Origin of the sequence: Streptomyces sp. NPDC019890 (assembly GCF_044903445.1) — a bacterium.
Taxonomy (GTDB): domain Bacteria; phylum Actinomycetota; class Actinomycetes; order Streptomycetales; family Streptomycetaceae; genus Streptomyces.
The window spans coordinates 322,601-341,409 of sequence record NZ_JBJDQK010000008.1; the positions used below are offsets into that span (position 1 = coordinate 322,601).

Genomic DNA, 18,809 nt, shown 5'->3' on the forward strand with positions numbered 1-18,809 from the left:
GTCGCTGGCTGGTGTCGGGGTGTGCGCCCGCTGTGTCGCTGGCGAGGTCAGTGGTCCTCCGCGCCGGGTACGGCGGCGCGGAGCGCTTCGAGGCTCCCGGGATTCACGAGGGTGGACAGATCTCCGGGCGGAAGGCCGGTGACACAGTCGCGGATCAGCCGCCGCATCACCTTTCCGGTGCGAGTCCTGGGCAGTTCGGGCAGCGCGACCACGCGACCGGGCCGGAAGGCGTGCCCGAGCGCGTCGGCCACGCGCTCGCGGATGCGTTCGGCATCGGCCGCATCCAGCGCCCCGTGCGCGGGCACCACGAAGCACCAGACGACTTCCCCCTTGATGCGGTGCGGGACCCCGACGGCCGCGGCCTCGGCCACTGCCGGGTCCCCGAGGACGGCCTCTTCGACCTCGGCGGGTCCGAGCCGCTTGCCTGCCACCTTGATGATGTCGTCCAACCGGCCGTGCAGGAACCACTCGTCGCCGACACGGGAGGCGAGATCACCGTGGGACCAGCTGCCCGGCCGGCGGCTGAAGTACGTACGGGCGAAACGCTCCGGTGCCCGCCACAACCCGCGGGTCATCCCCGGCCAGGCGTGCCGGACCACGAGCTCCCCCAGCTCTCCCTCGGCGACCTCCTCTCCGTCCGCGTCCACGACGGCGGCATCGATGCCCAGGCAGGGGCCGGCGAAGCTGCAGGGCGACTGCGGCACCGTGGGCGAGGAGCCGAGCAGTGAGCCGCCGACCTCCGTGCCGCCGCTGATGTTGATCACGGGGCAGCGCCGGCCGCCGAGTTCGGCGAAGTACCACTGCCACGCGTCCTCGGTCCAGGGCTCACCCGTGGAGCCCAGGATCCTCAGCCGGGAGAGGGCGGCCGGGACCATGCCGCGCGCCATCATCGTCCGCGACAGACTGGGCGAACTGCCGAAGACCGTGACCCGCTGCTCGTCGAGCAGCCGCCACAGCCGGGCGGGGTCGGGATGGTCGATCGCGCCTTCGTACGTCAGGACGGTTGCGCCCGCCAGGGTGCAGCCGATGGCGACGAGCGGAAACATGATCCAGCCGGGGTCGGTGACCCAGAAGGCCACATCGTCCGGCCGGACGTCGAGGTTGTAGCGGACCTCCGAGCCGACCTGCAACGGAAAGCCGCCGTGGGTGTGGACCGCGCCCTTGGGCCGTCCCGTGGTGCCGGACGTGTGCATGAGGAGGAACGGAGCGCTGCCGGGGAGCGAGAGCATCGCGGCGGGCTCCGAGGCGGCCAGCCGGTTCCAGGTCGTGGTCGCCGGACGGGCCGAAGACATCCCTTCGACCGAATCGTCGGCCAACTCTCCTGTGACGACGAGGTGGCGTACGGCCGGTACCTTCTCCGCCGCGGTACGGGCGACGGCCTCCATGTCGTACCGGGCGCCGCGCCGTGTCGTGGCGGCAGCCGTGACCAGCACCCGCGCCTCGGCGTCGGCGAGCCGTACGGCAAGCGCCTCGGAGCCGAAGCCGGAGAACATCGGCACCAGTACGGCTCCGATCCGGGCGCAGGCGAAGAGCAGCACAAACGCTTCGGGACCGGGTGGCAGAAAGCCCGCCACCCGGTCCCCTTCCCCCACGCCGAGGCCGCGCAGTCCGGCGGCGATCCGGGCGCTGAGCTGCGCCGTCTCGCCGTAGCCGAGTCGGCCCCCGGTCCCGTCCTCGCGCTCCCAGCGCAGTGCGACGGCGTCGGCGCGCCCTTGCCGCACATGGCGTTCGAGGCAGGAGTCGACGAGGTTGGTGCGCCCGCCCGGGAACCAGCGTGTGGTGGCGATGCCGCCACGGTCGTCGCAGGTGCGCTGGGGGCGGGTGTGCCAGACGATGCCGATGTCACGGGCGGCCCGGGACCAGTACCACTCCGGATCGGCGACAGAACGGGCGTGCAGTTCGCGGTAGCCGTCGATGCCGTGGGCGCGGCAGAACGCGGCGACATTGCTGTGTTCGGTCAACTCGCGGCTCGGGGACCAGACATACTCGGCCATCAGGCACCTGCCGGGTTCTCGATCAGGGCGGCGATGCCCTGACCGCCGCCGATGCACAGGGCGATCACGCCGAACTGCCCGCCGGTTCGGCGCAGTTCATGCGCGGCCTTGAGCAGCAGAATGGTGCCCGTGGCGCCGATCGGATGACCGAGCGCGATCGCGCCGCCGTTCGGGTTCACCCGGTCGGGGTCGAGTTTGAGGTCGTCCATCACGGCGAGGACCTGGGCGGCGAAAGCCTCGTTGAGCTCGATCACCGAGATGTCGTCGAGGGTGAGACCGGCGCGCTGCAGCAACTTCCCGATGGCTCCGGCAGGCGCGAATCCCATGATCTCCGGTTCCAGGGCCGTGACGACCGTGTCACGCAGCCAGCACAGCGGGACTGTGCCGGGGGCGAGATCGGCGCCGCGCCTCAGGACCACGGCGGCGGCACCGTCGTTGAGCCCGGCCGAGTTCCCCGCGGTGACCGTGCCGTCCTCGGCGAACGCGGGAGCGAGCGCCGCGAGGGTCACGGCCGTCGTGCCGGGGCGCGGGTGTTCGTCCTGCTCGACCGCGCCGTCCGGAGTGATGATGGGCACGATCTGGCCGGCGAACCGCCCCTCGGCGAGAGCCACGGCGGCCCGGCGCTGACTCTCGGCGGCCCATCGGTCCTGGCGGTGCCGGGAGATGGCGAACCGCCCGGCGACGCATTCCCCGGTCAGGCCCATCGGGCCGTGGCTGAACGGGTCGGTGACGAGCGAGAAGGTGCCGTCGATCCGGGGCTGCCCGAGGAGTTCGTCGGCCGCCCGCTCGCTGTAGTCGAGCATTGGCTGGCGGGTCATCGACTCGTTGCCGCCGGCCACCATGGTGTCGGCCTCGCCGAGGGCGAGCGTCTGCGCGGCCGACCAGACGGCCTGAAGGCCGGACCCGCACAGCCGGTTGACGTTGTAGGCACGGACCTGGACCGGCAGCCCGGCCGCGAGCGCGGCGCGCCGGGCGTTGAACGCGTCCGGCCCCACTTGTCCCACGCAGCCCAGGACCACTTCGTCGACGGCGCCCAGCTCGACGCGCGCGCGAAGGATCGCCTCCTGGATCACCAGGGCGCCGAGCTGGTGGGCGGGGACGGAACGCAGCGCGCCCTTGTACCGCCCCACGGGCGTACGAGCTCCCTGGACGACGGCGATGTCGGGCAGCATCAGATCTCACTCCTTCGCTGTGGCACGTATCAAGAGGGCATCCCGGTCGGGCCGGATGAGCAGCATCGAGACCACACCGCCGGCGATCAGCAGCAGGGCCGCGAGGTCGAACGCCCGCCCGTAGCCGAGCGCCTCGGTCGGCGCCGCGTCGATGATCCGGCCGGTGACGTACGGCGCGAGCAGACTGGAAAGGGCGGCGAGTGCGTAGGACAGGCCGAGGGCGGCGCTGCGTCGTCCGGGCGGACAGATGTCCGCGATGGCCGAGTTGGTCAGCGGCGTCTGCCCGTTGCCGGCGGAGAACGCCACCACCAGCAGCGGCAGCAGGAGCGCGGCAGGTCCCACCCGGGTGGTCAGCAGCAGACAGGCCCCGGCGAGCAGCGGCAGCACCGCGCCCACCAGGCCCTGTGCGAGGCGTGCGGTGCTGCCTCGGCGCAGCAGCCGCTGGGCGAAGGCCCCGGCCGCGAGGACGAGAACAGCCATCGACAGGGCGGGCAACCCGACAATCCCGCTGATCTCCGCATCGCTGAACCCCGCCTGTTCCTCCAGGAACAGCGGCAGCCAGGCGAAGCCGAGGGCCAGGGTCCACATCACGGTGAAGGCGGAGAACGTGGCTCCGAGCCAGGTCCCGCTGGTGACGATGCGCCGGAACGGCGTCTCGCCGGCGGCCACGCGCGGTTCGGCCCCCAACAGGGCATCGTCGACCGGGGCGGCCTCGACGGGGGCGGCGCCGTCGAGGCGAGCGGCGTAGGGCCCGCTTCCGCCGAGCCGCAGCCAGACGATCACCCACACGATCCCGATTCCGCCGAGCAGACCGAATGCGGCGCGCCACCCCAGGGTGTTGCTGACCAGGATGACGAGCGGGGCTGCCACCACGGTGCCGCCCGCGCCCCCGGCGACCACCACGGCAGAGGGCAGCGAACGCTCTTTCTCCGGAAACCAGGTGAACGCCGTGTAGTTGGCCAGGGGATAGCCCGGTCCCTCGCCCGCGCCGAGCACCACACGGGTGGCGACGAGGGCGCCGAAGCCCGCTGCGGGGAGCAGAATCGGCAGCTGCGCCGCGGCCCAGACCAGCGCGAGCGCGGCAAGCAGCGGCCGGGTGCGGATCCGGTCGCCGAGGAAGCCGACCGCGACGGCCGAGAGGCTGAACAGCAGGTAGAAGCTACTGGCGACGGCCCCGAACTCGGTGGCGGTGAGGCCGAGATCGTCCCTGACCGGGTCCGCGGTGAGGCCGAGGACTGCCTTGTCCGCCGCGTTGATCACGATGAAGAGTGCCAGGACGACCAGGACGGTACGGGCGCGCCGACGGGTGGCGACGGCCGCGCCGTCCGGGCGCGTATCGGCTTCGAGTGTCATCCGGCGCCCAGTCGCTCGTCCAGCCAGTCGAAGACCTGTTGATGGAAGCGCAGGGCCGCGCCTTCCTGGCAGTGCTCCCCGGCGCCCTCGGCCGCGGAGAAGCGGATGAGCTCCTTCCGCGCGCGCAGTGCGCCATGGACCCGTTCGGCTTCGCCCTGGCAGACGAGGTCGTTCTCGGCGTCGAGCACGAGCGTCGGGCAGGCGATGCGCTCGGCTACACCGTCGAGTTGGTACGGGGCGCAGGCGCGCAGGGCTTCGGCCGGCGACTTGGCGCCGAAGACCCACATACCGTGCTGCAGAAACCACCGGGTCTGAGTGCTCTGGGCCATGGTGAGCTGGAGAGAGGGCCCGGCCACGTCGTCGCGGCCGTCAGCGATCCATTCGCCGAGGAACGGCGGCAAGGCCTTCACGAGGAGTTCGTAGAAGTCGTACATCCCGTTGTGCAGAACGCAGGCGGCGAAGCGCTGTTCGAAGGCGGCGGCCCGGGCGGCGAGAAGTCCGCCCAGGCTCGTGCCGAAGAGCACCAGCTGCGCGGGATCCACCTCGGGCAGGGTCAGCGCGTGGTCCACCACCGGCGTGACCACCTTCTCCCAGTCGGGCCGGAAGATCAGTCCCTGTTCGCGTCGTACCGACTGCTGGCCGGGCCCTTCGAAGGCGAGCACGTTGTACCCCCGGCGCAGTGCGCCCGCGCCGACCATGAAGTAGAGCTCCTCCAGTGTGGAGTCGTACCCGCCGTGGTGGATCAGGGTGGGCCGGGGCTCGCCCGAAGGTCCGCAGAGGAACAGATATCCGGGCAGGGTGGTGCCCTCGTACGGGATCTCCTGGCGCTGCGCCGGGATGTCGAGCAGTTCGGCGGCCCGGGCGAAGGTCGTGCGTGACTGCCGGGCGAGGCGAGCCGACTCGGGATCGTTGTCCCGGTCCGCCACGCGGAAGAAGTCGGCGGTCCGGTAGTAGTTCGACGCACGCAGCAGGGCTTCGCGCGCGCTCACCCTGTGGCCGGCGTTGAGGGCTTCGACGCCGATCCGGTGCAGCCGTTCCGCGGTGGCCGCCCACTCACGGCACCAGGCCGCCTCGTCTCCCTCGGCGATGTTCTGACATGTGACCAGCACCTCGCCGAGATCGGCGCCCCCGTATGCGGCATGACCCGCCGTCCGCAGGGCCTGGAAGGAGAAAGCCTTGTCGTCGAAAAGGAACTTCACCACGGACCCCCCTCTCCCCAGAACGGAACGGAACCGTTCCGCCTCGTTGGCCGGAACGTACACCTGGGCATGGCGGAACGCAACCGTTCCGTTCCGTGTTAATCTCTGATCATGGACACGAGCAGCGACAGCGATCTCGGTCGCCCCCGCACCGGCGCCGCCCTCCTGCGGGAGTCCGTCACCATGACCATCCGTCAGGCGATGTTCGACGAGCTGGCGGAGGCCGGGTACGCCCGTATGTCCATGGAGGCCGTGACGCGCCGCGCGGGCGTCGGCAAGGCCGCGCTCTACCGCCGCTGGCCCTCCAAGGAGGCGATGGTGGTGGGCCTGGTGTCCGAGGCGGCTGCCGAACACATCCCCACGACCACGGACACAGGCTCACTGAGCGGCGATGTCGAGAGGTTCGTCAAAGAGACCATGGGCTCTCTGCGGCATCCCCTTGCGAGCAGGATCATCCCTGATCTGCTGGCCGAATCGGCTCGCAACGAAGCTCTGCACGAGGCGCTCCATCTGACGGTCCTCGCACCCCGCCGCGCCGCGGTCTCGATGCTCCTGCGCCGGGCGGCGGACCGTGGCGAACTGCCGCCCGACATCGACGAGAGCCTCGCCATCGACCTGTTCGGCGCTCCTTTGTACTTCCGCATGCTGGCCGTGGGTGGGCAGACCGACGACGCGTACGTCAGCCGGCTCACCAACGCCATAGTGGCGGCGATCTCGGCCAGCCACTGACCCGCGCGGTGGGCAGACCAAAGGCCTTGGACCGGCGTGCCGGTCCAAGGCCCGTCCGCGCTCCGGGCTACTGTGCCGCCGGCTCCAGGACGAACACGGGGATCTCGCGCTCCGTCTTCTTCTGGTACGCGGCGTAGTCGGGGTACGCCTCGACCGCGCGCTTCCACCACACGGCCTTCTCGTCCCCGGTCACCTCACGGGCCGTCATGTCCTGGCGGACCGGGCCGTCCTGCAGTTCGACGTGCGGGTCGGCGACCACGTTGTGGTACCAGACAGGGTGCTTGGGCGCGCCGCCCAGCGAGGCGACCGCCGCGTACGCGCCGTCGTGCTCCACGCGCATCAGCGGCGACTTGCGGATCTTGCCACTCCTTGCGCCCTTGGTGGTCAGAACGATGACGGGCATGCCCCGCAGCGTCGTCCCCTTGGTGCCGCCGGAGCTCTCGTACAGCTCGACCTGGTCACGTACCCACTTCGCCGGACTCGGCTCGTACTCACCCTCGAGAGGCATGGTTTCCTGCCGTCCCTTCGTCGATCACTCGTCGTCGAAGACGCTTGTCCCCCTGCAACGCACTGGGGCCGGGCAATCATCCCGCCGGGCGCTGATAGCGCAGAAGCACCGTCCGCGAGTCGAAGGTCCGGGACTCGACGAGCTCGAAGGTCAGTCGATCCATGGACTCCTGGAACAGCCGCCTGCCGCCGCCGAGGACCACCGGGTGCACGACGATGTGGTACTCGTCGATCAGGCCGAGCTCCGTGAGGGCGGCCGGCAGGATCGAGCCGCCGCTGAGCAGCAGCTCCTTGCCCGGGCTCTGCTTGAGGGCCGCGACTTCTTCGGCGAGGTTGTCGCGGATCACCCGGACGTCCCCTTCGGGCTGCGGCAGCGACCTGGAGAAGACGATCTTCGGTGTGCTCCGCCAGACGGGTGCGAAGGCGAGGTCGTGCGGATCGTCCGAGATCGCTTCGGCGTTGGGCCAGAAGCCGGACATCATGTCCCAGACCACGCGCCCGTAGAGGAAGGTGTCGACGCGCTCATGGAGGGCGTCGCCGTACGCAGCGAGCTCGGGTCCCAGCACCGGCCAGTCAAAGGCTCCGCCGGGACCGTCGATGTGTCCGTCGAGCGAGGTGTGGACCCAGTGAATGAGCTTTCGCATGGCCGTTCCTCCTGGTGCGCGGTGCGCCCCCGCGGGCGCCTTCACAGGTATGTCGAACGGGATCGGGCCCCATCGACACATCGGTAGAAGAATCTTCCGCGCGGGGGCTGCAACGGCATTGCAACCTCGCCGGTGCTCTGCTGACCGGATGACACAGTCCCCGCGCGTGGAGCTGACCGAGGCGGCCGCTGAACTGTTGCGGCGGCTGCGGGCCGCCCATGGTCCTTTGATGTTCCACCAGTCGGGCGGCTGCTGCGACGGCAGCGCGCCCATGTGCTACCCGGACGGGGAGTTCCGTACGGGCCAGTCCGACGTCCTGCTCGAGAGCCTGCGGGTGGCGGGCGTCGACGAGGCGGTCTCGTTCTGGATGTCCAGGAGCCAGTACGAGTTGTGGAGCCACACCCGGCTCGTCGTCGATGTCGTCGAGGGCCGGGGCAGCGGCTTCTCGCTGGAGGCGCCGGAGGGCGTGCGATTCCTGATCCGGTCCCATATGGCCGACGGCTGATCACCTCGGTCCGTGGGTGTCGAGCGTGCCTGACATCCTGGTGTGCGTGAACGCCCCCACCCGCGGCGCTTGGCTGCGCGCCGGAATCAGCCGGAACGGCGGACCACTGCTGGAGAACGAGCACGTGGTCTGGCTTCAGATCGACGCCTATTACGCGGACAGCCGCGGCTTCGCCGGCGTCACGACGTACGAAGGCAGCGAGGTGCGCTTCCACCATGACGTCGGGGAGCCCGGCGAGGACGTGGGAAGACTCGAGCCCTCGGGTGCCGGGATGATCGAGACGGGTGTGAACCCGGACGGCAGTACGTTCCGCGAAGTGTGGACGCCGCTGCCGGACAGCGAAGGTGCCTGCGGATCGTGGCGGGCGGGGACGGCTCAGATCGTCCGCGTCGGCAGGCATGTGGTGCACGTGGACGACGACTGCGGCAGCTATTTCGAGCTGCCCGCAGACGTCACGGCCTGAGGCTGCCGACCACGTTGGCGGTGGCAGCGATTCCCTCCTGGATGGTCGGCGCCATGCTCGTGCTCGCGAGATAGAACCCGAGCAGGGCGCAGACCACCGCGTGGGAGAGCTTCAGTCCACCGTTCCGCAGAAAGATCACTGCGAGAACCGTGAGCAGGAGCACCACCGAGATCGAAATGGCCATCACCAACCTCCTCCGCCGCGCCGGGATTGCGGCATTCGGCGGTCAGTCTGGCGCAGCCGAGGCCCCGTACGGCCGACTGGCGTGTCCGCCGTACGGGTGCTCTCTGCCCGGGTTTGGCTAGTGGCCGCGGGAGCGGAGGAAGCGCTCGAGGCCGACGAGATCATCGGTGTTGATGTGGTCGACGCGGGCGGCGAGCAACTCGCTCCACATGGCGTCGCGGTCGGGACCGGCCACGTCGGGCGTGGCCCAGAAGCGGACACGCTGACCGTTGCCGTGGGCCTCGTCGACGATCGCGTGCAGCTTCTCCCGCTCGGCGGCCGGGAATTGGCCGGTACCGAGCCAGCTGAAGCTCTGCGTCCAGTTGCTGGAGATCAACGGGATGAACGAGGCGGGGGCGGCGGTTCCGAGATCTTCGAGGCGGCCGTCGTAGAACGCGTACCGCACCCGCTGCGCCTCCATGGGTACGCGGGCGGCCCGGTCGCCGGAGATGACCGGGGTGACGGCGCCGAGGTGGACACGGCCGTACGCGTAGCTGCTCAGCATCCGCCGGTAGTGCCGCAGCCGGCGGTCGAGTTCGAGATACGCGGCGACGCCGTCCGTCTTGATGTCGATCAGCAACTGGACCGGCCGGTGGTAACCGCGGTAGACGGAGCCGTGGTTGGCCTTCACCCGGGTGAGCAGCGGGTCGAGGTAGAGCGAGCGCAGGGTGCGGGCCGGGTCGAGGTCCGCCGGTTCATGGGCGACGAGCAGTTCCCCGTCGACGAGGAAGATGTCGGCCTCCACGCTGGTGAAGCCGTGCGACAGGGCGTCGTGCAGGGGCCGTTCATGCAGATAGTCGTTGTGGGCGTGGGCCCGGCGCAACGGTCGTGGGCCGCTGCGCCCGCCGTTCTTCTCGGCGGCCCGCGCGTAGGCGGGCACGGCGACACTGCCGGCCAGTGCGGCGGCGATGGTGGTGACGGCTCTGCGACGGGTGGTCAGCACGATGGTGCCTCCGGGCTCTGCGGGTCGGGAGGGACATCGGTGAGTATGCGTCCCGGTCAGCCCAATGGGCAGAGCAGCGCGAAGAGTTCGGCCATCCGTCACCTGGCACTCAGTCGTGACGGACCGTCAGCGTGCATGACATGCAACGGCCGCCGCGCCGGTGCTGGCGCGGCGGCCGGGTGCTCGGCCAGTGAAGCCTAAGGAGCCTGCAGGTCGACCAGTTCGGCCAGGGCATCCTTGTGGTGGCCGGGCGTGCCGAGCGCGATCTCGTCGGACTTGGCGCGCTTGAGGTACAGATGCGCGGGGTGTTCCCAGGTCATGCCGATGCCGGCGTGCAGCTGGACGCACTCCTCGGCAGCGTGCACGGCGACCCGGGAGGTGTACGCCTGCGCGACGGCCACCGCGAGAGCGGCCTCCGGGCTGTCCGTGGCCAGGGCGTCGGCCGCGTTGCGGGCCGCGGCGCGGGCCGAGACGACCTCCAGCCACAGCTGCGCCATACGGTGCTTCAGCGCCTGGAAGGAGCCGATCGGCCGGTTGAACTGGTGGCGCCCGCGGGTGTGCCGGACGGTCTCCTCCAGGCACCACTCGGCGAGTCCCAGTTGCTCGGAGGCGAGGAGCCCCGCACCGGCGAGCAGTCCGCGGCGTACGGCCCGCTCGGCGGCCCCCGCATCCGCCAGGCGGGTGGCGGCCGCCGTGTCACCGAGGGTGACGGCGGAGAGCGGGCGGGTCAGATCGAGCGGGGTCTGGGCCTCGACGGTGACACTTGCCGTCTCGACCGCGTACAGCCCGTCCGACTTCAGCACCAGCAGCACATCGGCGACGGCAGCGTCCGCCACCCCAGTGATGGTGGATGCGTCGACGGGAAGCGGGCCGTTCGGCGATGCGGACAGCGGCACAGCGAGCACGGCGGCCTTGCGGCCGGTCGCGAGCGCGGTCAGCAGCTCGGCGACCTCCGGCGCGGTGTCGAGAGCCAGCAGCGTCTCCGTCGCGATCACCGAGCTGGTGAGGTACGGCGCGGGGGCGACCGCGCGGCCGAGTTCCTCCAGCACCACCGCCGCCTCGCGGTGGCTCGCACCCTGGCCGCCGAGCTTCTCGGGTACGAGCAGACCGGCGGCGCCCATGTCGGAGGCGAGCGCCTTCCACAGCTCGGCGTCGTACGGCGCGCCGTCCTCGGCGCGCACGAGCACGGACGTCGTGTCGCTGCGGTCGGTGAGCAGGGAGCGTACGGCGGCGCGGAGGTCGTCCTCGGCCTCGGAGTACAGCAGGTCAGTCATCGCGCGAGATCCTTCCAGGCGACGTCCTTGTCGTTGCGCGGCTCGGAGGGCAGTCCGAGTACGCGTTCCGCGACGATGTTCAGCAGCACTTCGCTCGTACCGCCCTCGATCGAATTGCCCTTGGAGCGCAGATAGCGGTAGCCGGCGTCACGCCCGGTGAAGTCGACGAATTCGGGGCGGCTCATGGTCCAGTCGCTGTACAACAGGCCTTCCTCGCCCAGGAGTTCCACCTCCAGGCCGCTGATCTCCTGGTTGAGGCGGGCGAAGGCAAGCTTCATGCCGCTGCCCTCGGGACCGGGCTGGCCCGCGGCGAGCTGCTGGCGCAGTCGTTCCCCGGCGAGGCGCGAGACCTCCGCCTCCACCCACAGCGTCAGCAGCCGCTGGTGCAGGTCGTGGGTGCGCACCTCGGGGCGTTCGCGCCAGGTCGCCGAGATCGGGCCGATCATGCCGCCCTCGCGCGGCAGCCGGCTGCCGCCGATGGAGACACGCTCGTTCATCAAGGTGGTCTGGGCGACCTTCCAGCCCTCGCCGATGTCGCCGAGCCGGTGTGTGTCGGGGATGCGCACATCGGTGAGGAAGACCTCGTTGAACTCCGCCTCGCCGGTGATCTGGCGCAGCGGCCGCACCTCGACGCCGGGGTCGGTCATGTCGCAGATGAAGTACGTGATGCCGCGGTGCTTGGGCAGATCAGGGTCGGTGCGGGCGATGAGGATCGCCCAGCGGGCCACATGGGCGCTGGACGTCCACACCTTCTGCCCGTTGATGACCCAGTCGTCGCCGTCCCTGACGGCGCGGGTGCCGAGCGCGGCGAGGTCCGAGCCCGCGCCCGGTTCGCTGAACAGCTGGCACCACACCTCCTCGCCGACCCACAGCGGCCGCAGGAAGCGCTGCTTCACCTCTTCGGAGCCGTACTTGAGGATCGTCGGGGCGGCCATGCCGAGGCCGATACCGATACGGCCCGGGTCGTTGTCGGGCGCGCCCGCGGCCGTCAGCTCCGCGTCCACGACGGCCTGCAGTGTGCGCGGGACGTCGAGGCCGCCCAGGCCCTTCGGGTAGTGCACCCAGGCGAGCCCGGCATCGAAGCGCGCCTTGAGGAAATCGGTACGGTCCGTGTCGGCCGGGGGGTGCGCGGCCAGCAACTCCTTGGTACGGCGGCGCAGTTCGGCGGCGTCCGTCATCGGCTCTCTCCTTCCGGAATGACGACCAGGCGGCCGGTGGTGGTGCCGTCGGCGACCCGCTGGACGGCGTCGGCCGCGTCCTTCATGGCGACGCGTCCGCTGATCAGCGGCTTGATGGAGCCTTCGGTGGCGAGCCTGGTCAGCTCTTCGTGGCAGCCGAGGATCGCCGCCGGATCCATCTGGTTGTAGAGCCCCCAGTGGAGCCCCACGATCGAGTAGTTCTTCACCAGGGCGTGGTTGAGGCCCGGGCTGGGGATGGTGCCGCTGGCGAAGCCGACGATCACGATCCGGCCCTCGAAGGCGATGCACTTCACGGACTTGGCGTAGGCGTCGCCGCCGACCGGGTCGTAGACGACGTCCGCGCCGCGGCCGCCGGTGGCCTCCTTGACCGCGGCGACGATGTCGTCCTCGCGGCGGTCGATGACGACGTCGCAGCCGAGCTCCCGTGCGGTGCGCGCCTTGTCCGCGCCGCCGACGACGCCGATGACGCGTGCGCCGGCCGCCTTGCCGAGCTGGACGGCCGCGCTGCCGACGCCGCCCGCCGCCGCGTGCACGAGCAGCGTCTCGCCCGCCTGGAGGTGCGCACGACGGTGCAGCCCGAACCAGCCCGTCTGGTAGCCGATGTGCAGGGCGGCCGCCTCGGCGTCGTCAAGGGCGTCCGGCGCGGGCAGCACCGCTGCGGCGTCGGCGACGACGTAGTCGGCGAGTCCGCCGTTCGGCAGCGCGGGGTTGGTGATCACCCGGCGGCCGTCCTCGGTCTCGCCGCAGATCTCCACGCCCGGCGTGAACGGCAGCGGGGGTCGCACCTGGTACTGGCCGCGGCAGAGCAGCGCGTCGGGGAAGTTGATGTTCGCGGCTCGGACCTTCAGCAGCAGCTGACCCTCGCCGGGCGTGGGCCGGTCCACCTCTTCGAGCCGCATCACCTCGCCCGGCTCGCCGTTCCGGTGCACTCGCCATGCCTGCATTTCAGGGCCTCCACAAACCGTAGGCAGTACCACGCTGCGACGCATACTAAGCGGTCGCTTGCTTATCGGGAAGACCCCTCTCAGCCACGCTTGGGCCTGGCCCGCACATGCATCCGCTCGCCCTGCGGGCCGAACAGGCTCAGAAACTCCACCGGCTCTTCGCCGGCGGGGCCGAACCCGTGCGGGACGCGGGTGTCGAACTCCGCCGCCTCCCCGGCACCCAGCACCACGTCGTGATCGCCGAGCAGCAGCCGCAGCCGTCCGGACAGCACATACAGCCACTCGTACCCCTCGTGCGTCCGCTGCTCGAGCTCGCCGCCGCCCGGCTGCTCCACCACCTTGTACGCCTGGAGGCCGCCCGGCTGGCGGGTGAGCGGCAGCATCGTCCTGCCGTGGCGGACGATCGGCTTCGCCCGCACCCGCGGATCGCCGACGGGCGGCGCGCCAACCAGCTCGTCGAGCGGCACCTGATGGGCCCGGGCGATGGGCAGCAGCAGCTCAAGACTGGGCTTCCGGCCGCCCGACTCCAGCCGGGACAGGGTGCTCACGGAGATCCCGGTCACCTCCGAGAGCTGGCCGAGCGTGGCCCCGCGCTCCCGTCGGATCCTGCGCAGCCGCGGTCCCACCTCGTTCAGTACGGCATCGAGCCGTGCGTGCTCATCCATACATCCATTGCAGAAACGGCAAGGAAGTTTGTCAATCACGCGAGGCCGGGGCGAGAGTCCGGGCATGGACAAGAACGCATACGACGTAGTCGTGGTCGGCGGCGGTACGGCCGGGCTCAGCGCCGCCCTGATCCTCGGCCGCTCCAGGCGGCGGACCCTGGTGGTCGACGCGGGCGAGCCCCGCAACGCCCCGGCCGCGCACATGCACGGCTATCTGTCCCGGGACGGGATGAGCCCGGCCACGTTCCTGGAGGCCGGACGGCGCGAAGTCGCTTCGTACGGAGTGGAGTTGGCCGGGGACCGGGTGACGGGCGCGGTCCCGGACGGCGCGGACGGATTCCATGTGCCGCTCGCGGGCGGGCGCACCGTCCAGGCGCGGCGGCTGGTCGTGACGACCGGGCTCGTCGACGAGCTGCCGGACATCGCGGGCGTCGCCGAGCGCTGGGGACGGGATGTGCTGCACTGCCCGTACTGCGACGGCTGGGAGGTCCGGGACCGCCCGTTCGGGGTGATCGCTTCGCCGGTCGCGGGCGCGCACCAGGCACTGCTCTTGTCGCACTGGTCCAAGGACGTCACGCTCTTCCTGCACACAGTTCAGACCCTGTCGGACGAGGACGCGCGGCGGCTGGCCGCGGCGAACATCGCGGTCGTGACGGGGGAGGTGGCCGGGTTGGCGGTCGAGGCGGACCGCCTCACGGGTGTCCGGATGGCCGACGGACGGATCATCGAGCGGTCCGTGCTCTTCGTTGCGCCGCGCTTCACTCCCAGGGACGGGTTGCTGACCGTGCTCGGCGCCGAGACGTACGAGACGCCCTTCGGCCCGTATGTCTCGGTCGACGCGACCGGGCGGACCAGCGTGCCCGGGGTGTGGGCGGCGGGCAACGCGGTCGGCCCGGCCGAGCAGGTGGTCAATGCCGCAAGCGCCGGCTACCGGGCCGGGGCGACCATCAACAACGAGCTCGTCATGACCGATCTGGACAGGGCGGCCGCCGCGCTCAGCGGATGATGACGGCCCATCGGATCCCGGGCGGGGCGCGTCCCGTCGACGTCAGCGGCCGAACAGCTCGAAGGTGACGGCGGGCCGGCCACCGAAGCGCTCGGCGGCGGCCTGGGCGTATCCGGTGAGGAAGCTCCGGCAGTACCTCTCCGGGTCCTGGTCCGTCAGCGCCTCGATATAGCTGCGGTGCTCCAGCAGCGAGCTGATGGAACGCTCGAGGCCTGCCGTCGCGTCGACCGCGTGGGTGGGCGTGGTGGAGCCCGCGACCGCCACCCAGCGCACCCCGTTCCACGGCTGAAGACCCTGCTCGGAGATGAGCTCGGGAAAGATCCAGCGGTTTCCGGCGTCCGCGGCCGCGTCCAGCGTCGCGCGGCCGACGGCCCGGTGGTCCGGGGTGTTCCAGGCGGTACCGCCCCAGGTGTCACGGTGGTTGAGCGTGATCACCAGCTCGGGGCGGTACCGGCGGATCGCCGCGGCGATGTCCCGGCGCAGCCCGGTGCCGTACTCGACCACGCCGTCCTTGTGGTCGAGGAACTCCACCGTCGACACGCCGACGACCGCCGCACTCGCCCGCTGCTCCCGCTCGCGCAGCGCGGCGCAGGTGGCCGGTTCGATGGTGTCGATGCCTGCCTCACCGCGGGTGGCGAGGAGGTACGAGACCTCCCGGCCGCCGTCGGTCCATCCTGCGACGGCCGCGGCGCAGCCGTACTCGAGGTCGTCGGGGTGGGCGACGACGGCAAGCGCGCGCTCCCAGTCGTCGGGCATGGGCTGAAGCTGCTCGGTCATCCGGTCAGGATAGAGCGGTGACTGAGCGTCAGGCCTCCCCGCGAGCGAGGGAGAACAGCCGGTCGAGCACCCGCGGACCGCCCGTGCGCACCCCGTCGTGCTCGTACTCGTCGGTGATCCAGGTGCGCAGTCCGCGGATGGCCCGCGCGGTGTCGAGCGAGTGCTGCGTGTCGACGTACATGTCGTCGTGGTAGACGGCGGCGGCGACGGGCACCCCGTTGGCGGCGAGCCGCGCGGGGTCGTACAGCGGGGTCCAGTCGGTGCGGGAGGCGAGGATGTCGGCGGCCTCCTGCAGCGGGCGCAGGGCGGGGTCCACGTCGAAGTGCCAGGGGTGGACGGTCTCGCCGGTGAACAGCAGCGGCTCGGCACCGTTCAGCGTCGTGGCGGCGTCGAACTGCGGGAACTCGGCCCGGACCCGCTCGGCCGCCCATGCGGTCGGCTCGGCGCCCTGGGCGTAGATCGCCTCGTGCAGGACGGCATAGAGCGGATGTGCCGCGTACGAGAGCGTGGCGCGCACGGACTCCTGGAAGGCGTCGGAGAGTTCATGCCCTCCCCCCGTGCGTACGAAGGCGTTCTCGAGGAGATAGTGCAGCTGGTGGCTGCCGTCCCCGCCGCCGAGCAGGATGCCGAGGGACTGGAAGGCTTCGGGGGTGAGGGTGTAGTCGCCGGGCAGCACGGTCTTGTGCTCGGCGAGGTGCGCGGCGATGCGGCGCGCCCGTCGCACATCCTGCGGATAGCGGTCGTAGTGCGCCTCGACCTTGCGCTGCATGCGGGGATACGCGGCCCGGTAGACGTCGTCCGCGTGGCCGTCGAGGGCGGGCAGACCGCCGGTGATGATCACCGTGCGCAGGCCTTCGGGGGCGGTGGAGAGATAGTGGGTGGCGCAGAATCCGCCGAAGCTCTGACCCAGTACGGTCCAGGGCGCGCCCCCGGTGAGCTGCGGCCTGATGGTCTCGCAGTCGCGCACGATGCTGTCGGCCCGGAAGTGGGCGAGGTGCTCGGACTGTGCCTGCGGTCCGCCCCGCTGGGGCAGGGTCTGGCGGTTCTGCGGGGTCGAGCGACCGGTGCCGCGCTGGTCGAGGAGGAGTACGCGGTACTCCTGCACGGCGCGTCCCAGCCAGGCCTGCTTGCCGTGGAAACGGCGGGCGCCGAAGCCGGGTCCGCCCTCCAGATAGACCAGCCAGGGCAGCTCGGCGCCGGCCCGTTCGCTCGCGACGATCTCGCGGCCGTACAGCTCGATCTGCTCCCCCGCCGGGTCGGCGTGGTCGAGCGGGACGGTGAAGCGCCGGTCGGTGAGAACGATTCCCGGCTGGCGGTAGCTGGTCACTGCTGCTCCTGTTCTGTGCGTCCCCGTCCGCCCATGGGATCACATGGGCGGACGGGGAGGGCGTACGGAGCCCGGCAACGAACGAATCCGGGCGAGCAGCCGGGCATGGCCAGCCGGTCGGGGGCAGCCGGTCGGGAAGTCGTCCGGGGTCCTGGTCCGGTCGCGGACCCGGACACCGGCGGGCTTGAGCGGCCCGGTGCCGGTCCAGGGGTCGTTCCTGTCGCAGGTGCCGCCCTTGAAGACGGCGCCGGAGCGTTCGTCGGCGGCGACCGCATGGAGTTCGACACGGCCACGCACGCGTGAAGAGGCCTTCGGGCAGGGGCAGTCGGTGGAGTCGGCTACGGTGCTGGGTGTGGTGATCACGGGAGGGAACTCAGCGGCGCCGGGGACCGCGCTGCTGATTGCGGCCGCGCCGGTCGGCAAGGGGCGTCTCGTCGACGCGAGTTCCGTGCTGCCCGCGCTCGCCGCGGTCCCGCCCAGCGCACTGACCGGCACACCGGCGGCGACGGTGGTCGAGCTTGCCGATCCCCTCGATCCGCAGACCGTCCTTACCCGCATCCGGGCGGCCGCGGCGGCGGAGGGACCGCTGTTCCTGTACATCGCGGGTCAGCTCCAACTGGACCGCAAACAGCGCCTGTTGCACCTCGCACTCGCCCGGACCACGCCGGCGACCATGCGCTATACGGCGCTGCCCTGGCACTGGGTCGCCGCCGAAGTGGCGATCCGGCATCCCGGCACGACGACGGTGGTCGTCGATCTGGTGGCCGATGCCGAGGCATGGCAGTACGTCGCATCGAAGGGACTTGCGCTCGGGCCCGGCGTCCGGGTCTACGGGCGTGTCGCCCCCGTCCCGCAGCGGCGGGACGCGGCGAGTCCCGACTATCTCAAGGCATACGCGACAATCTGGCGCAGCGGCGCACGGCCGGCCCTGGCGACGCTGCACGAACAGGCGTCGGCTCGGGCGGGCGCGGAGGAATCGCTGCTACTGGCGATCGACGCGCCTGGCGCGGCGCGGGTCTCGCCGCCCATGGCGGGGCACGCGGCGCCCGCCCCCGTACAGACTCAGGCTTCCGCGCAGGCTCAGGCCACCACCCATGCCCAGGCCCCCGTGGCACAAGCCGCGCCCGCGGCCCGGCAAAGCGCGGCCACCCCGCCGCAGTTCGCCACCGCCGCGCAAGCCGCTCCCCCCGCCGACGACCCCCACCCCGCGATTCTCGCCGCCGCGCAGGCCGGGCGGCATGCCGAGGCCGCCGCCGCGGCCGGTGCCTGGGAGGAGCAGGAGTTGCGGGTCCACGGGCCTGGTTCCGTGCAGGCCATTCACTGGCTGGAAGTGCGGGCCGATCTCGCCCGGCTGGCCCGCGATCCCGGATTCAGCTGCGAGTTGTGGATGGCCGCCGCCGAGGCCCGGCTGACCCGTCAGCAGTCGTCCGACCATCCCGACGTCGAGGGCGCCGTCGACCGCGCCCACCACCAGTGGGAGCAGATCCGGGATCCGGAGCGGGCGCGGGCGCTCGCTCCGGTGCTCGTCAGGCTGCGGCGCAGCGTTCCGGGGCGACAGCGCGGAGCCCTTCAGGTGCTGCAACGGCGGCTGGAGAGCCTGCACTCGGGCCGCCCGGCGTAGGAGGTATGGCGCACATTGCGCCATATATACGAGCCTGCGGGGAATCCTAACGAGTTCTTGATGGCCTCAGGCTCCCCTCACAGTGCTTTCGGACTGGTGGGGCGGCTTACGCTCGCGCCGTGCTCAATGTGACCGGGATACTCAAACGGCTGGTCATCGGCCGTGCCAGACGCAGCGAGGAGCTGGGCGAGACGCTGCTGCCCAAGCGGCTCGCCCTGCCGATCTTCGCTTCCGACCCGCTGTCCTCGGTGGCCTATGCCACCCA

The 18,809-nt window shown here is 71.2% G+C and carries 19 protein-coding genes and 1 pseudogene; 5 read left to right on the forward strand and 15 right to left on the reverse strand.

The window, feature by feature from the left end:
- Nucleotides 1–47 precede the first annotated feature (47 nt).
- Genes ACI2LP_RS23475 through ACI2LP_RS23490 form a run of 4 tightly spaced genes read right to left on the reverse strand, consistent with a single transcriptional unit; the run spans nucleotide 48 to nucleotide 5,721 of the window.
- Nucleotides 48–1,994, reverse strand: a complete 1,947-nt coding sequence (locus tag ACI2LP_RS23475) for an AMP-binding protein (RefSeq protein ID WP_404726466.1) — start codon at nucleotides 1,992–1,994, stop codon at nucleotides 48–50.
- Nucleotides 1,994–3,166: a thiolase family protein gene (locus ACI2LP_RS23480; RefSeq protein ID WP_404726467.1), complete on the reverse strand. Its 1,173-nt coding sequence runs from the start codon at nucleotides 3,164–3,166 to the stop codon at nucleotides 1,994–1,996. The genes ACI2LP_RS23475 and ACI2LP_RS23480 overlap by 1 nt, the downstream gene beginning before the upstream one ends.
- A 6-nt stretch (nucleotides 3,167–3,172) precedes the next feature.
- Nucleotides 3,173–4,519 carry an MFS transporter gene (locus ACI2LP_RS23485; RefSeq protein ID WP_404726468.1) on the reverse strand — a complete coding sequence of 449 codons (1,347 nt, stop codon included), beginning with the start codon at nucleotides 4,517–4,519 and terminating at the stop codon, nucleotides 3,173–3,175.
- Nucleotides 4,516–5,721 (reverse strand): alpha/beta fold hydrolase, encoded by a 1,206-nt coding sequence (locus tag ACI2LP_RS23490; protein WP_404726469.1) that lies wholly within the window; start codon nucleotides 5,719–5,721, stop codon nucleotides 4,516–4,518. The genes ACI2LP_RS23485 and ACI2LP_RS23490 overlap by 4 nt, the downstream gene beginning before the upstream one ends.
- 108 nt (nucleotides 5,722–5,829) lie before the next feature.
- On the opposite strand from ACI2LP_RS23490, the gene ACI2LP_RS23495 reads away from it, so the two are divergent.
- Nucleotides 5,830–6,447, forward strand: coding sequence for a TetR/AcrR family transcriptional regulator (locus tag ACI2LP_RS23495; RefSeq protein WP_404726470.1), 618 nt, complete (start codon nucleotides 5,830–5,832; stop codon nucleotides 6,445–6,447).
- Nucleotides 6,448–6,514: 67 nt separating this feature from the next.
- Here the strand turns inward: ACI2LP_RS23495 and ACI2LP_RS23500 are convergent, their stop codons facing one another.
- Nucleotides 6,515–6,955, reverse strand: a complete 441-nt coding sequence (locus ACI2LP_RS23500; RefSeq protein WP_404726471.1) for a nitroreductase family deazaflavin-dependent oxidoreductase — start codon at nucleotides 6,953–6,955, stop codon at nucleotides 6,515–6,517.
- Nucleotides 6,956–7,031: 76 nt separating this feature from the next.
- Complete coding sequence (locus tag ACI2LP_RS23505; RefSeq protein ID WP_404726472.1) at nucleotides 7,032–7,598, reverse strand: dihydrofolate reductase family protein; 567 nt, start codon at nucleotides 7,596–7,598, stop codon at nucleotides 7,032–7,034.
- Between the two features lie 148 nt (nucleotides 7,599–7,746).
- On the opposite strand from ACI2LP_RS23505, the gene ACI2LP_RS23510 reads away from it, so the two are divergent.
- Together ACI2LP_RS23510 and ACI2LP_RS23515 are read left to right on the forward strand one after the other, a co-directional pair.
- The gene (locus ACI2LP_RS23510; protein ID WP_404726473.1) at nucleotides 7,747–8,103 is read left to right on the forward strand and encodes a DUF779 domain-containing protein; all 357 of its coding nucleotides are present in this window, start codon (nucleotides 7,747–7,749) and stop codon (nucleotides 8,101–8,103) included.
- A gap of 46 nt (nucleotides 8,104–8,149) precedes the next feature.
- Nucleotides 8,150–8,566, forward strand: a complete 417-nt coding sequence (locus ACI2LP_RS23515) for a hypothetical protein (protein ID WP_404726474.1) — start codon at nucleotides 8,150–8,152, stop codon at nucleotides 8,564–8,566.
- On the opposite strand, the gene ACI2LP_RS23520 is transcribed toward ACI2LP_RS23515, so the two are convergent.
- The 6 genes from ACI2LP_RS23520 to ACI2LP_RS23545 all read right to left on the reverse strand — a co-directional run bounded on the left by ACI2LP_RS23520 (nucleotide 8,556) and on the right by ACI2LP_RS23545 (nucleotide 13,813).
- Nucleotides 8,556–8,750: a hypothetical protein gene (locus ACI2LP_RS23520; protein ID WP_360865410.1), complete on the reverse strand. Its 195-nt coding sequence runs from the start codon at nucleotides 8,748–8,750 to the stop codon at nucleotides 8,556–8,558. The two genes, ACI2LP_RS23515 and ACI2LP_RS23520, sit on opposite strands and share 11 nt — an antisense overlap.
- Nucleotides 8,751–8,867: 117 nt before the next feature.
- Entirely contained in the window at nucleotides 8,868–9,734 is an 867-nt protein-coding gene (locus ACI2LP_RS23525; protein WP_404726491.1) for a phosphatidylinositol-specific phospholipase C/glycerophosphodiester phosphodiesterase family protein, read from the reverse strand.
- A 194-nt stretch (nucleotides 9,735–9,928) separates the two neighbouring features.
- Nucleotides 9,929–11,005 (reverse strand): acyl-CoA dehydrogenase family protein, encoded by a 1,077-nt coding sequence (locus ACI2LP_RS23530; protein WP_404726475.1) that lies wholly within the window; start codon nucleotides 11,003–11,005, stop codon nucleotides 9,929–9,931.
- On the reverse strand, nucleotides 11,002–12,183 hold the full coding sequence (locus ACI2LP_RS23535) for an acyl-CoA dehydrogenase family protein (protein ID WP_404726476.1): 1,182 nt from the start codon (nucleotides 12,181–12,183) through the stop codon (nucleotides 11,002–11,004). Before ACI2LP_RS23535 ends, ACI2LP_RS23530 begins: the two co-directional genes overlap by 4 nt.
- Nucleotides 12,180–13,148 carry an NADPH:quinone oxidoreductase family protein gene (locus ACI2LP_RS23540; protein ID WP_404726477.1) on the reverse strand — a complete coding sequence of 323 codons (969 nt, stop codon included), beginning with the start codon at nucleotides 13,146–13,148 and terminating at the stop codon, nucleotides 12,180–12,182. The genes ACI2LP_RS23535 and ACI2LP_RS23540 overlap by 4 nt, the downstream gene beginning before the upstream one ends.
- Before the next feature lie 80 nt (nucleotides 13,149–13,228).
- Nucleotides 13,229–13,813 carry a helix-turn-helix domain-containing protein gene (locus ACI2LP_RS23545; RefSeq protein ID WP_404726478.1) on the reverse strand — a complete coding sequence of 195 codons (585 nt, stop codon included), beginning with the start codon at nucleotides 13,811–13,813 and terminating at the stop codon, nucleotides 13,229–13,231.
- 64 nt (nucleotides 13,814–13,877) lie between these two features.
- On the opposite strand from ACI2LP_RS23545, the gene ACI2LP_RS23550 reads away from it, so the two are divergent.
- On the forward strand, nucleotides 13,878–14,819 hold the full coding sequence (locus ACI2LP_RS23550) for an NAD(P)/FAD-dependent oxidoreductase (protein WP_404726479.1): 942 nt from the start codon (nucleotides 13,878–13,880) through the stop codon (nucleotides 14,817–14,819).
- A gap of 42 nt (nucleotides 14,820–14,861) precedes the next feature.
- Here the strand turns inward: ACI2LP_RS23550 and ACI2LP_RS23555 are convergent, their stop codons facing one another.
- The 3 genes and pseudogenes from ACI2LP_RS23555 to ACI2LP_RS23565 all read right to left on the reverse strand — a co-directional run.
- A complete protein-coding gene (locus tag ACI2LP_RS23555; protein WP_404726480.1) occupies nucleotides 14,862–15,596 on the reverse strand; it encodes a PIG-L deacetylase family protein in 735 nt (244 codons plus the stop codon).
- Nucleotides 15,597–15,624: 28 nt separating this feature from the next.
- Nucleotides 15,625–16,923 (reverse strand): alpha/beta fold hydrolase, encoded by a 1,299-nt coding sequence (locus tag ACI2LP_RS23560; RefSeq protein WP_404726481.1) that lies wholly within the window; start codon nucleotides 16,921–16,923, stop codon nucleotides 15,625–15,627.
- A gap of 129 nt (nucleotides 16,924–17,052) precedes the next feature.
- A pseudogene (locus ACI2LP_RS23565) lies at nucleotides 17,053–17,184 on the reverse strand (glycoside hydrolase family 5 protein); the annotation flags it as partial.
- Between the two features lie 82 nt (nucleotides 17,185–17,266).
- On the opposite strand from ACI2LP_RS23565, the gene ACI2LP_RS23570 reads away from it, so the two are divergent.
- Nucleotides 17,267–18,544 carry a hypothetical protein gene (locus tag ACI2LP_RS23570; RefSeq protein ID WP_404726492.1) on the forward strand — a complete coding sequence of 426 codons (1,278 nt, stop codon included), beginning with the start codon at nucleotides 17,267–17,269 and terminating at the stop codon, nucleotides 18,542–18,544.
- Nucleotides 18,545–18,809: the final 265 nt, after the last annotated feature.